General features: G+C 68.5%; 14 protein-coding genes. 3 read left to right on the plus strand and 11 right to left on the minus strand.

Features of this window, described 5'->3' with window-relative positions; all coding sequences use genetic code 11:
* Positions 1 to 6 precede the first annotated feature (6 nt).
* From queC to IQ292_RS01500, 4 genes are all read right to left on the minus strand, one after another.
* Complete coding sequence (gene queC, locus IQ292_RS01485; protein WP_203308534.1) at positions 7 to 705, minus strand: 7-cyano-7-deazaguanine synthase QueC; 699 nt, start codon at positions 703 to 705, stop codon at positions 7 to 9.
* Positions 706 to 938: 233 nt separating this feature from the next.
* On the minus strand, positions 939 to 1,850 hold the full coding sequence (gene hslO, locus IQ292_RS01490) for an Hsp33 family molecular chaperone HslO (protein WP_203308535.1): 912 nt from the start codon (positions 1,848 to 1,850) through the stop codon (positions 939 to 941).
* Positions 1,851 to 1,961: 111 nt separating this feature from the next.
* Positions 1,962 to 2,882, minus strand: a complete 921-nt coding sequence (gene argF / locus IQ292_RS01495) for an ornithine carbamoyltransferase (protein WP_203308536.1) — start codon at positions 2,880 to 2,882, stop codon at positions 1,962 to 1,964.
* Between the two features lie 45 nt (positions 2,883 to 2,927).
* The gene (locus IQ292_RS01500) at positions 2,928 to 4,124 is read right to left on the minus strand and encodes an acetylornithine transaminase (RefSeq protein ID WP_203308537.1); all 1,197 of its coding nucleotides are present in this window, start codon (positions 4,122 to 4,124) and stop codon (positions 2,928 to 2,930) included.
* Between the two features lie 288 nt (positions 4,125 to 4,412).
* On the opposite strand from IQ292_RS01500, the gene IQ292_RS01505 reads away from it, so the two are divergent.
* Positions 4,413 to 4,679, plus strand: a complete 267-nt coding sequence (locus IQ292_RS01505) for a hypothetical protein (protein ID WP_203308538.1) — start codon at positions 4,413 to 4,415, stop codon at positions 4,677 to 4,679.
* Positions 4,680 to 4,718: 39 nt separating this feature from the next.
* Here the strand turns inward: IQ292_RS01505 and parE are convergent, their stop codons facing one another.
* From parE to IQ292_RS01520, 3 genes are all read right to left on the minus strand, one after another.
* Complete coding sequence (gene parE / locus IQ292_RS01510) at positions 4,719 to 6,704, minus strand: DNA topoisomerase IV subunit B (protein WP_203308539.1); 1,986 nt, start codon at positions 6,702 to 6,704, stop codon at positions 4,719 to 4,721.
* A 195-nt stretch (positions 6,705 to 6,899) separates the two neighbouring features.
* The gene (locus IQ292_RS01515; protein WP_203308540.1) at positions 6,900 to 7,322 is read right to left on the minus strand and encodes a hypothetical protein; all 423 of its coding nucleotides are present in this window, start codon (positions 7,320 to 7,322) and stop codon (positions 6,900 to 6,902) included.
* 280 nt (positions 7,323 to 7,602) lie between these two features.
* Positions 7,603 to 8,289 carry a GcrA family cell cycle regulator gene (locus tag IQ292_RS01520; protein WP_203308541.1) on the minus strand — a complete coding sequence of 229 codons (687 nt, stop codon included), beginning with the start codon at positions 8,287 to 8,289 and terminating at the stop codon, positions 7,603 to 7,605.
* A gap of 66 nt (positions 8,290 to 8,355) precedes the next feature.
* On the opposite strand from IQ292_RS01520, the gene IQ292_RS01525 reads away from it, so the two are divergent.
* Positions 8,356 to 9,210 carry an ABC transporter permease gene (locus IQ292_RS01525; RefSeq protein ID WP_203308542.1) on the plus strand — a complete coding sequence of 285 codons (855 nt, stop codon included), beginning with the start codon at positions 8,356 to 8,358 and terminating at the stop codon, positions 9,208 to 9,210.
* 35 nt (positions 9,211 to 9,245) lie between these two features.
* Positions 9,246 to 10,487: a serine hydrolase gene (locus tag IQ292_RS01530; RefSeq protein ID WP_238940712.1), complete on the plus strand. Its 1,242-nt coding sequence runs from the start codon at positions 9,246 to 9,248 to the stop codon at positions 10,485 to 10,487.
* 18 nt (positions 10,488 to 10,505) lie between these two features.
* On the opposite strand, the gene IQ292_RS01535 is transcribed toward IQ292_RS01530, so the two are convergent.
* The 4 genes from IQ292_RS01535 to apaG all read right to left on the minus strand — a co-directional run bounded on the left by IQ292_RS01535 (position 10,506) and on the right by apaG (position 12,772).
* A complete protein-coding gene (locus IQ292_RS01535) occupies positions 10,506 to 10,949 on the minus strand; it encodes a c-type cytochrome (protein ID WP_203308543.1) in 444 nt (147 codons plus the stop codon).
* A gap of 61 nt (positions 10,950 to 11,010) precedes the next feature.
* Positions 11,011 to 11,583 carry a GNAT family N-acetyltransferase gene (locus IQ292_RS01540; protein ID WP_287977458.1) on the minus strand — a complete coding sequence of 191 codons (573 nt, stop codon included), beginning with the start codon at positions 11,581 to 11,583 and terminating at the stop codon, positions 11,011 to 11,013.
* Positions 11,580 to 12,377 carry a LysR family transcriptional regulator gene (locus IQ292_RS01545; RefSeq protein ID WP_203308545.1) on the minus strand — a complete coding sequence of 266 codons (798 nt, stop codon included), beginning with the start codon at positions 12,375 to 12,377 and terminating at the stop codon, positions 11,580 to 11,582. Before IQ292_RS01545 ends, IQ292_RS01540 begins: the two co-directional genes overlap by 4 nt.
* The gene (apaG, locus tag IQ292_RS01550) at positions 12,374 to 12,772 is read right to left on the minus strand and encodes a Co2+/Mg2+ efflux protein ApaG (RefSeq protein ID WP_203308546.1); all 399 of its coding nucleotides are present in this window, start codon (positions 12,770 to 12,772) and stop codon (positions 12,374 to 12,376) included. Before apaG ends, IQ292_RS01545 begins: the two co-directional genes overlap by 4 nt.
* Positions 12,773 to 12,780 lie beyond the last annotated feature (8 nt).

A 12,780-nucleotide genomic window follows, 5' to 3' on the forward strand; every position in this document is an offset into this window, starting at 1 on the left:
GAAGGGTCAGGCCCGCGTGGCGTAGGTGGTGGGATCGGCGATCCCGGCTTCCTCGAAGCCGCGCGCGCGCAGGCGGCAGCTGTCGCACAGGCCGCAATGGACGCCGCCCGGCGCGGGATCGTAGCACGACCAGCTGAGCCCCATGTCGAGGCCGAGACGCGCGCCCTCCCGCACGATGTCCGCCTTCGTCATATGCTGGAGCGGCGCGTGAATGCGGAAGGGCTCTCCCTCCACCCCCGCCTTGGTGGCGAGTTCTGCCAGCCCCTCGAACGCGGCGATGAACTCCGGCCGGCAGTCGGGATAGCCGGAATAATCCAGCGCGTTCACGCCGATGAACAGGTCGCGCGCGCCCGCGGCCTCCGCCCAGCCGAGCGCGAGGCTGAGGAAGATGGTGTTGCGGGCGGGTACGTAGGTGACCGGGATGCCTCCGCCCTCTTCCGTGCCCGCGCCGTCCTTGGGCACGGCGATATCGTCCGTCAGCGCCGATCCGCCGAAGGCCGACAGATCCATCGGCAGCACGATATGCCGTTCCGCGCCCAGAGCATGCGCGACGCGGCGCGCCGCCGCGAGTTCGACGCGATGGCGCTGGTTATAGTCGATCGACAGGGCGAGCAGGCGATACCCCGCCTCGCGCGCGCTGGCGGCGGAGATCATCGAGTCGAGCCCGCCCGAGACGAGCACGACGGCAATCGGTTGAAGTGTCATGATCCCCGCGCGGCTAGGCCAAAATGCCCCAAAAGAAAAGGGCCGCGGAAAACCGCGGCCCGAAAGGAGAGAGCGTCGCCGCCCTTTAGGGAGAAAAAAGCGTGCCCATACAGACTGTGCACACGAGCGGCCCTAGCAGCCGGTCGGTAAATATCCGGTTAACCCGTTGCGTTCCCACGTGTTTATGAACACGTCGGCCAGACGTTCGCGCGGCGCGACGAACGGCGCGGCCCCTATCCCGCCGCCTGCGGCTCCGCCGGCACGGGGAATTTGGTCGCGCAGAAGGCGCAATCCACCTGAATCAAACCGTTCTCGTCCGCCATCTCGCGGCGCTCCTCGAGCGAGAATTTCACCAACACGCTCGCGATATAGCTGGCGGTGCAGCGACAGCCGCGCGCCAGCGGCGTGTCGGTCAGGACGCGGACATCCTGCTCCTCGTTGAACAGGCGCCAGACGAGCGTTTCCAGTGGCAGCGTCGGTTCCGCGAGTTCGTCGACCCCCATCGTCTCGCCGAGGGCGGCGACGTGCTCCCATTCCGGATGGTCGAGACGTGTATGCAGGCGTTCGCGGCCGAGCTCGCCTTCGGGCAGATGCTGAAGGAACAGGCCACCCGCGATCGTGCGTCCGTCGCGCTTGGCGACGCCGACCCGCACGAGGCTCGGGATCTGCTCCGACTGGACGAAATAGCTCTGCGCCGCCTCGGCCAGCGTGGCGCCATCGAGCGGGACGATGCCCTGGTATCGCTCGCCCGTCGCGGTCATGTCGAAGGTGATCGCAAGATAGCCCTCGCCGAACAGCGCGAACAGCGTCGGTTGCTCGGGGAGCGTCGCGAGCCGGTCGGCGTCATATTGGATATACCCCCGCACCTCGCCGCCACGATAGTCGCACACGAGCAGCGTCACCGCGCCGCGGTCGGTACGCGTCTGCAAGGTCAGCTGCGCCTGCGGATCCTTGAGCATCGACCCCATCAGCGCCGCCAGCGTGATCGCTTCCGCGAGCAGCGCCTCGATCGCCGGGGGATAGGCGTGGGCGGCAAGGATCTGGTCGAGCGCGGGGCCCAGGCGCACGACACGCCCACGCGCCGAGCGGGAGGGGATCGCGAACGCCAGCGCGCGATCGAGGTCGAAAGTCACGGTCTGTTGCATTGCGACAAGATGGGGTGCGCCGCGCGGCGGTCAACAGGCGGGCGACACCCCGCCGCAGCGGGCCGGTCGCGCTCCCCATTCCGACCGCGCAGGACTAGCCCGCTGCGCAGCTTACCCGATCTGCCCGAAGCACCAGCGCAGCACCGCCTTCTGCGCGTGCAGGCGGTTCTCCGCCTCCGCCCAGATCAGCGACTGCGGCCCGTCGATCACCGCCTCCGTCACTTCCTCGCCTCGATGCGCCGGCAGGCAATGCAGGAACGTCGCGTCGGGCTTGGCGCGCGCCATCAGCGCCTCGTCGACCTGAAACGGCATCATCGCGGCGAGCTTCGTCTCGGCATGCGCCTGGCCCATGGAGATCCAGGTGTCGGTGACGACGACGTCCGCCCCCTCGACCGCTTCCGCCGCCGTACCGACGACGCGCGCGCGCCCCCGTCCCAGCGCGACATCGGCCTCGGTCGGCTGGTAGCCTTGCGGACAAGCGGCGACGACGTCGAAGTGCATCAACCCCGCCGCCTCGATGATCGAGGCGAGCACGTTGTTGCCGTCGCCGAGCCATGCGATCTTCAGGCCGGGAAGCGCCTTGCCGCTTTCCAGGATCGTCTGCAGGTCCGCCATGATCTGGCAGGGATGCGACGCGTCGGTCAGGCCGTTGATCACCGGCACGCCGGCATGCGCCGCCATCTCCTCGACCTTGGCATGGTCGTCGGTGCGGATCATGATCGCGTCGACATAGCCCGACAGCACGCGCGCGGTGTCGGCGATACTCTCGCCGCGACCGAGCTGCATCGAGCCTGCGTCCATCACGATCGACGTGCCGCCGAGCTGGCGGATCGCCATGTCGAAGCTGACGCGGGTGCGCGTCGAATTCTTCTCGAAGATCATCGCGAGCACGTGGCCGGCAAGCGGCGCATCGGCATCGATGCGGCCCTTGGGCCAGCCCGCGCGCGCCGCCTTGCGGGTCATCGCATCGTCCAGCATCGCGGCTAGGCCATCGGGGCCGGCGTCGGTCAGGTTCAGGAAATGGCGGATCATGGCAGGTCCTTCTTTCCCCCTCCCGCATGGGAGAGGGAGAGACGTTCAATCGTCGCTTGCCGGTGCGAAGACGCGCGCCGCATCCGACAATTTCTCGATACATTCGGCGACGTGCTCATCCTCGATCACCAGCGGTGGCAGGATGCGCACGACGTTCTCGCCCGCGGCGACGAGCAGCAGATTGTGGTTGTCGCGGGCATGGGCGACGAATTCGCGCGGCTCGACCCCGGCCTTGAGCTTGAGGCCGAGCATCAGCCCCTTGCCGCGAACACCCTCGAAGACGTGATCGTGGTTCGGGATCAGCTGCTCCAGCGCGCCGCGCAGCCGCTCGCCCATCGTGGCGACATGGTCGAGGAAGCCGTCCGCGAGCATGACGTCGAGCACCGCCTGCCCGGCCGCCATCGCCAGCGGATTGCCGCCGTAGGTCGAGCCGTGCGTGCCGATCACCATGCCCTTCGCCGCCTCTTCGGTGGCGAGGCAGGCGCCCAGCGGGAAGCCGCCGCCGATCCCCTTGGCCACCGACATGATGTCCGGCTCGATGCCATAATGCTCATACGCCCACATCTTGCCGGTGCGGCCATAGCCGCACTGCACCTCGTCGAGGATCAGCAGCAGGCCGTGCGCGTCACAAGCCTGGCGCAGGCCCTGGAGGAATTCCGGCGTCGCCACCGACACGCCGCCCTCGCCCTGGATCGTCTCGACCATGAACCCGGCAGTATGGTCGTCGACCAGCGCCAGCGCCGCCGCGAGATCGTTGAACGGCGCATAGGCGAAGCCGGGCAGCAGCGGCTCGAAGCCGTCGCGCATCTTGGGCTGATTGGTGGCGGAGATCGCCCCCATCGTGCGCCCGTGGAAGGCGTTGTTGAAGGTGATGATCGTATGCCGCTGCGGGTTGCCGTTGGCATAATGGTAACGGCGCGCGGTCTTGATCGCACATTCCACCGCCTCGGTGCCCGAATTGGTGAAGAACACCGTGTCGGCGAAGCTGTGGGCGACGATCCGCTCCGCCAGCGCCTCGCCCTGCGGGCTGCCGTAGAGGTTCGACACGTGCATCAGCGTCGCCGCCTGGTCCGCGATCGCCTGGACGAGATGCGGATGGCCGTGGCCGAGCGCGTTGACGGCGATACCCGCCGCCATGTCGAGATAGCGGCCGCCGTCCTCGGAGATCAGGTAGCAGCCCTCGCCTCGGACCGGACGCACCCCGCACCGTGGGTAGACGGGCATGAGCGGCGTAATGGTCACGGAAGGTCTCCTTCTCTCCAAACGAGAAAGGGCGGCCCGTCGAGGACCGCCCGGCGTGCCTATTACCGGGAATGGCATTGGGGAATCAACACCCCGGAGACGTACCGTGCCGCCCGGACACTATCATGCCAGATCATGGCGCAATCCACCCAGACCTCGCAATCCCCGCCAGACCGTCACGAGGCTTATCATTGTTTTACAGTGTCTTAGGTGTTTGGCATGACTAATGCAGTGCTATGGTTGGAGGCCAAGGAGCCTCAAGAAGCACTTCCGCCAGGGAAAACGACCATGACCTATCGCTCGATTGCCACCCGCGCCGCCACCGCGACAATCGCCTCCGCGCTTCTCGCCGCGGCGTTCGCGACTCCCGCGCTTGCCCGCTCGAAGGGCCCCGCCACGATCACGATGACCGCCAAGATGCAGGAGAACAAGGAAGGCCGCCTCTGCATGCCCAAGACGACCCTGGGCAACAAGGCGACCAAGGCGATGCCGGACACGCTCTGCCAGACGCGCGCCGACTGGGAAGCGCAGGGTGTGACCTTCGTCGTCAAATGAAGACGGCAGCGGACGGCCACGCGTACCCCGCGGGGCCCGTCACGCGTCGATCGCCTCCTCATCGAGCCGCGCGGCGTTTTCCTGGATGAAGGCGAAGCGGTGCGCCGGATTGTTGCCCATCAGGCGATCGACCAGATCCTTCACCCCGGCGCGCTCCTCATATTCCTGCGGCAGCGTGATGCGGATCATGCCGCGTGTCTTCGGGTCCATCGTCGTCTCGCGCAGCTGTTGCGGGTTCATCTCGCCCAGCCCCTTGAAGCGCGCGACCTCGACCTTCTTGCCCTTGAACGCCGTCCGTTCGAGTTCGGCACGGTGCGCGTCGTCGCGCGCGTAAAGCGACTTCGCGCCGCTCGTCAGCCGATAGAGCGGCGGCTGTGCGAGATAGAGGTGCCCTCGCCGCACCAGATCCGGCATCTCCTGGAAGAAGAAGGTCATCAGCAGCGTCGCGATGTGCGCACCGTCGACATCGGCATCGGTCATGATGACGACGCGCTCGTAGCGTAGATTGTCGGCCACGCAATCCTTGCGCGTGCCGCAGCCCAGCGCCTGGATCAGGTCGGCGATCTCCTGGTTCGCCAGGATCTTGGCGCTGGTCGCGGAGGCGACGTTCAGGATCTTGCCGCGGATCGGCAGAATTGCCTGCGTCTTCCGGTCGCGCGCCTGTTTCGCCGAGCCGCCCGCCGAATCACCCTCGACGATGAACAATTCGGTACCCTCGGGCGAGTCGGCGGCGCAGTCGGTCAGCTTGCCGGGAAGCCGCAGCTTGCGCGCGGAGGTCGCGGTCTTGCGCTTGACCTCGCGTTCCGCCTTGCGGCGCAGCCGCTCGTCCATGCGGTCGAGCACGTAGCCGAGCAGCGCCTTGCCGCGCTCCATATTGTGGCCGAGCCAATGGTCGAAATGGTCACGCACCGCCTTCTCGACCAGTCCGGCCGCCTCCGGACTGGTCAGCCGGTCCTTGGTCTGGCTCTGGAACTGGGGATCGCGGATGAAGACGCTGAGCATGAGCTCGCTGCCGACCATCACGTCGTCGGCGGTGATGTCCTTCGCCTTCTTCTGGTTCACGAGGTCGCCGAAGGCGCGCAGCCCCCGCACCAGCGCCTGACGCAGCCCCTGTTCGTGCGTGCCGCCGTCCGGCGTCGGGATGGTGTTGCAATACCAGCTGTAGCTGCCGTCGCTCCACAGCGGCCAGGCGACCGCCCATTCGACGCGCCCCTGTTCCCCGGGGAAATCCTGCTGCCCCGCGAAGAAGTCCGCCGTCGCGCACTCGCGTCCGCCGATCTGCTCGCGCAGATGGTCCGCAAGCCCGCCCGGGAACTGGAACACCGCCTCCGCCGGCGTATCGGTTCCCTCGACCAGCGAGGGCGCGCACTTCCACCGGATCTCGACGCCCGCGAACAGATAGGCCTTCGATCGCGCGAGCTGGTACAAGCGCCTAGGCTTGAAGCCGAGTTCGGGTCCGAAAATCTCAGTGTCCGGCGTGAAGGCGACCGACGTGCCGCGCCGGTTGGGAGCCGCGCCGACGTGCTCGAGCGGCCCCATCGTCTGTCCGCGACTGAACCGCTGGCGGTAGAGCTGCCGCTCGCGGGCCACTTCGACCACCGTGTCGCTCGACAAGGCGTTGACCACCGAAACGCCGACGCCGTGCAGGCCGCCGCTGGTCGCATAGGCCTTGCCGGCGAACTTGCCGCCGGAGTGCAGCGTCGACAGGATGACCTCGAGCGCCGACTTGTCGGGAAACTTGGGATGGGGGTCGACGGGAATCCCGCGGCCATTGTCCACGATTGTCAGCCGGTTGCCCGGCTCCAGCGTCACCTCGATGCGCGTCGCATGGCCGGCCACCGCCTCGTCCATCGCGTTGTCGAGCACCTCGGCGGCAAGATGATGCAGCGCGCGTTCGTCGGTCCCGCCGACGTACATGCCGGGACGCCGGCGTACGGGCTCCAGCCCTTCGAGCACCTCGATCGAGGAGGCGTCGTAACTGTGCGATGTGGATGGGGAGGAGGAAGCGAACAGATCGTCGGCCATGTGCGAACGTATGGGGTACGGCGGCGCTTAGGGCAAGCGCAGGGGGCAAGCGCGGGGCCGCAATCGGATCGCGACGATCGAATTCCATGCGTGCTGTCAGATACCTGCCACCCCCCGGCAGCTGATTTTCCGGATCATCGCGCCAAGCGCGCCGTCAGGCGGCCGGGGTGGTCACGCCGATCCGGGCACGGCGTGCTAAGCCGCCTCGTCGCCTATCCAGCGTTTGGACATGAGGGCGGCCTCGATGACGTGGTCGCGAAACTGCTGGATCATGCAGAGCGCGCTCAACCGATATCGCGGCCAGCTGATCTGCGAGTCGGTCGCGCTCCATCGCGCGACGAACTGCTCATAGTCGCTGCGCAACTGGATACATGACGCAAGAAGCGCGCGCGCATCCGCGGTCGCGTCGTCGACCCGGCTCCACAGCGAACGGTGGCAGATATCTTCGCGGATGAAGCGCTCGTACGCCATGAGCGCTTCTTCCATTTCGCGCCGCAAGTGGCGAAGACCTTGCAAGTCCGCATCGCGATGACGTTCCGTGATGAGCGGGTGAGCGGCCGCTATAACGTCGAGCAGGTGCCGATGGTGACGCGCCAGCAAGTCGATCCGGTAGGTCATACAACCGAGATGACAGCAATTACTTGCTATTTTATGATCTCGATCAATAATTTGTGGTTGTATTTTGATACCGTATATAGGCCGAAACGGTTTGATTCACCATCGCGGCAGCGTGCCGCATGCATCGCTCTCGGCCTCCCGATCCGATCGGCGGTCGCCGGCAGTGGCGCCCCACCAACCACGCGGCTGACGCCAGGCCGACGAACGTCGCGTGCGCACGAAATGTCGCGCGCACGCGCCAGTCAGAGGCTGCTAGAGGTGTTGACCGGCTGCGCCGCGATCAGCGCACGCGCGGTCCGCCGAACGGCAGCGGCGGCGGCGGACGGCGGTCGCGGCGAGGAAGCTGCGCCTGATAGGCATGCCCGCAATGCTCAACGCAATAGGGGAAGCCGGGGTTCACCTTGTCGCCGCAGAAGTGGAAGTCCGGCTCGCCCGGATGGCCGATCGGCCACTTGCAGATACGGTCGTTGAGATCGAGCAACGTCGTCTTGCCCGCGATCTCCGGCGACGGCTTCGCAGGGACGAGGCGGCGCGGCGGCGCAGGCGTGGAGGGCGCCTGCTGCTCGCCCGGTGCCTGGCGGACGAAACCGCCCGGTCCGACCGAGCGCAGCACCGGCTGGGGATCGCGCACCGGCGGTTCCGCCGCCGGGGGGGCGACGGGCGCGGCGCGGACGGGTTCCGGATCGGGATCCGCATCCAATTCCGGTTCCGCAGCGGCGACGGGCGCCGGCGGCGGAGGCGGCGGCGGGGTGACCGCTGCCGGCTCGGCCGGCGCAGGCTCCGCCACCTTCGCCTCGGGATCGTTGGGCTTCACCGGCGACGGGCGCGACTGCAGCCCCAGGCGGTGCGCCTTGCCGATGACGGCGTTGCGGCTGACGCCGCCGAGCGCATCGGCGATCTGGCTGGCGGTCTGCCCCGCCTCCCACATCGTCTTGAGCGTATCGATCCGCTCGTCGGTCCAGGACATGGTCTTTCCTCACTCACACGTCAGCCGGGTTGCAGGCGGCAGCCGCTGCGGTTACCCGCTTGGCGCATGAGCAGCCAGCCCCCAATCGGCCAAATTCCTTCGGCGATCCGGTCCGCACCCGGCGTCCCGGTGATCCGGAACGTGAACTGGGGCGGCCTGAAGACCCTCTATGTGAAGGAGGTGCGCCGGTTCTTCAAGGTCCAGCTCCAGACGCTATGGGCGCCGGCGATCACCACGTTGCTGTTCCTCGTCGTCTTCACCATCGCGACGGGCGCCAAAAGTCCCGTGCATGTCGGCGGCGTCGTCATCCCCTTCGCCGACTTCATCGCGCCCGGCCTGATCATCAGCCAGGGCATGATGGGTCCCGCCTTCGCCAATGCCAGCTTCTCGCTGCTCGTCGGCAAGATCCAGGGAACGATCGTCGACTATCTGCAACCGCCGCTGTCGACCGCGGAGCTGCTCGCCGCGCTGGTCGGCGGCGCGATGACCCGCGCCTTTCTCGTCGGCTTCATATGCTGGTGCGCGATGGCACTCTATCCGGGCGTGCACGTCGCCGTCAGCCATCCGCTCGCGGTGTTGTGGTTCGGATTCCTGGGAGCCGGCTTCCTCGCCTTTCTCGGTGTGCTGACCTCGATCTGGGCGGAGAAGTTCGACCATGCCGCGGCGGTGACCAATTTCGTCATCGCGCCGCTGTCGCTCCTGTCGGGAACCTTCTACTCGGTCGATCGGCTCGCGCCGGCGTTCCGCGCGTTCAGCCACGCCAACCCCTTCTTCTACATCATCTCGGGCTTCCGCTACGGCTTCCTCGGCACCGCCGACTCGCCCATATTGGTCGGCAGCGTCGCGATCCTCGCCGCGGACATCGCGCTCGGCATCGCCTGCTATCTGCTGCTGCGCCGCGGCTGGAAGCTCAAGAGCTGATCCGCCAAGCCGCTCCCGCCGCGCTTGCCGCGCTGATGCTGACCCCGTCCACCCCGGCGTGGGCGCAGCAACAGGCGCAGGCGCAGGCGATCGAGCCGCAGCTCGGCCAGCGGGCGCATCAGTTGATCGACGTGCTGGCGGGCAGGTTCGTCTTCGACCGGTACTTCGCACCCGCCTTCCAGACGGCGGTGCCACAAGAGCGATTCGATGCCCTTGCGGCGCAGTTGCGTGCGAGCCTCGGCGCGCCGCTGCGGGTCGTCACGATCGCGCCCGAGGGGCGATGGTCGGCGCAGCTGACGATCGCCTATGAACGGGGCACGGCGACGATGCGGCTGGCAATCGATCTCGCCGCGCCCCACGCGGTCACCGGCCTGCTCGTCACCGGGACGCAGGTCGCCGACGATTCCGCCGCGCATATCGCCGCGGACCTTGCTGCCCTGCCCGGCCAGGCCGCGCTGGCGCTCTACCCGCTCGACGGCAAGCTGCCGCCATCCCTGGCCATCCAGGATGCACGGCCGATGCCGCTCGGCTCCGCGTTCAAGCTGTGGGTGCTGGCCGAGCTGGCACGGCAGATCGCGGCGGGCACGCATCGCTGGGACGAGGTGGTGCCGACGGGCACGCCCTCTCTGCCGACGGGTATCCTGCAATCCTGGCCGCGCGCGACACCGATGACGGTGCAGTCGCTCGCGACGCTGATGATCGCGGTGAGCGACAATACCGCGACCGATACGCTGATCGCGCTGCTGGGGCGCGACGCGGTCGACGCCACCGCCGCGCGCTACGGCGGGTCGGGGCCGGTCCTGACGACGCGCGAGGCGTTCGCGATCAAGGCCGATGGCACCTTGACCCGGCGCTGGTCCGCCGCGGATGCGCAGGCGCGGCACGCGATGTTGAGAGGGATCGGCCCGACGTTGGCCGCCGCGCCGCTCGACCCGATGATGTTTGCCGGCGCACCGCTCGCCACCGACAGCGTCGAATGGTTCGCCGCGCCCCGGGACGTGGTCCGCCTGCTCGCCGACCTGCGCGACGCAGGTCCCGTGGTGCGCGCCATCCTCGCGATCAATGCGGGAACGGATCCGGGCACCGCGCGACGGCTCGACTATGTGGGTTTCAAGGGCGGGTCCGAACCCGGCGTCATCGCCTTGTCCTATCTGGTCCGGACGAAGGACGGCCGCTGGTATGCGCTCGTCGGCGGTTGGCATCGCACCGATGCGGCGGTCGACGAGGGAAAGTTCGCCGCGCTGGCGATGCGCGCTTTGGGGCTGATCGGCCGCTGAGCCGGAGACGGCGTTCGATCAGCGCTGCGCGGCGAGATACGCGATGATGTCGGCGCGATCGAGCGGGTCGGCGAGCCCCGGGAATCCCATCGACGTACCCGGCGCGAAGCGCTGGGGATTGGTGAGCCACGCATCCATTCGGTCGGGCGTCCACCGCCCGCCGACCTGTTGCAACGCCGCGGTATAGCCGAAGCGGGCGCTGTTCTGCCCGACCGGCTTTCCCATGACGCCGAACAGGTTCGGACCGTTGCGGTCGGGTGCACCGCGGCGGATCGAATGACAGGCGGCGCATCGCCCGAACAGCGCCGCGCCGGCGGATGCGCTGGCGACCGACGCTAGCGCCGCCCGCGTGGGTGCCGGCCCGGCCGCGCGGCGCCGCGCCTCCTTGTCCTCGCCCGAGCAAGCACCGCAGCACAAAGATGTACCGACGACGAACCCGAGCAGCAGGACACGGCAGCGCATGACGACCTTCCGCTGGGATGAACCGCGTTTCTCCGGCGCGGTTCCGAAGGAGGCGCCGGGCCTATGCCCCGCCGTGCCGGCGGTGGCCCGATGGCGCATATGACCACTCGTCCGCGAGCAACCCGTAGATCAGCGAATCGCGCACGCCGATATGCGTCTGCCACTCGCCGCGCAGCCGCCCTTCCAGGACGAAGCCGAGGCGCTCCAGAAGACGGATCGACGCCAGATTGTCGGGGTCGGTGTCGGCGAACACCCGACGATAGCCTTCCCCGAACAGCTGTTCGATCACCGCGGCCACGGCCTCGCGCGCGATCCCCCGGCCCGTCACCTGCGAGGCGAGCAGATAGCCGATCTCTGCGACCCCGCCCTGCCGCTTCGGCCCCGCCGCGACGAAGCCGACCGCATGGTCCTTCCCCGTCTCGGTGATCGCCCAGGCACGCCAGGGGCCTTCGCCGTCGGCAGCGAAATGCGCGCGCAGCGCGGCGACGCTGTCGAATGGCGGGTGCGACCACCAGCGCATCGCGGCGGGATCGGCCATGGTCACGAACAGCGCGTCGGCGTCCCGCGGGCCCCGCGGCCGCAGCGTCAGCCGCGTCGTCGTCAGCGTCGGGGTCGGCGCTGCGGTCGGCTTCACGCGGTCAGCGCGTCGACCAGCGCCCGCACCTTCGCCTGGCGCCATTGCGGCAGCGGCGCGACCAGCCAATAGCCAAGGCGCGACGGTTGCGGCTCGCCCGTCACGACCAGCCGCCCGGCGGCTATGTCGCGCGCCGCCAGCATTTCCGGCACCACCGCCTGGCCGAGGCCCGAGGCCGCCGCGTCGATCGCGAGGCCGGCGTCGGCGACGCGGACCAGCGCCTGGCCGTCGCCGTCCCCCGGCCAGCCGATCCGCGCCGTGGCACCGCCCGGCGCGGTGACGGTGACCATGCCTTCCGACTCGAGCGCCTCGCCCTCGTGTTCACCCGGTCCCTCGCCCCAGCGGATGGCAAGGTCGAGGTTGGCCTCGGTGAAATCGAGCGCGGTGCCGCCGCCATGGCTGTCGGCCGGCAGCAGCACGAAGCGCAGGTCGGGATCGTGCGCCGCGATCGCCGCCAGACGCGGCATCAGCCATTTCTCGGTCACGTCGCGCGGCGCGGCAATGGTCAGCGACTTGGACGACTGGCCCGCCTGCATGGCGCGCACCGCCTCCTCGAACTGCAGGAAACCGTCGCGCAGCGGTGCCAGTCCCGCCTCCGCCTCCGGCGTCAGCTCCAGCCCGCGCGTCGTGCGGCGAAAGAGCACGACGCCCAGCGTGTCCTCCAGCGCGCGGATCTGCTGGCCGACCGCCGCCGGCGTCACCGCCAGTTCGTCCGCGGCGCGTGTGAACGACAGGTGCCGTGCCGCCGCGTCGAGCACGCGCAGGCCGTTCAGCGGCAGGTGCGTACGCTTCATGTCTCCACCGCCGGCGCGATCAGCGCAAAGCGCGGAATGGCGACGTCGAACGTCTCGCCGCCGGCGCCGATCATGCGGTAGCTGCCCTGCATCGCCCCTGACGGCGTCGCGAGCGGACAGCCCGACACGTAATCGTAGCTGCCGCCCGGCGCGATCACCGGTTGGTCGCCGACGACGCCCTCGCCCTCGACGCTATGCCGTGCGCCCCGACCGTCGGTGATGATCCAGTGACGCGTCAGCAGCTGCACCGGTGCCGCCGTCGCGTTCTCGATCCGGATATGATAGGCCCAGAACCAGCGGCCGCGCGCAGGTTCCGACTGGTCCGAAAGGTAGCTGACCGACACCCGCACGGTGACGCCGTCGGTCGTCGCGGCATGCGGGAAGAACTGCTTCACCGTCCCGT

Source organism: Sphingomonas beigongshangi (assembly GCF_016820445.1).
GTDB classification, from domain to species: domain Bacteria; phylum Pseudomonadota; class Alphaproteobacteria; order Sphingomonadales; family Sphingomonadaceae; genus Sphingomonas; species Sphingomonas beigongshangi.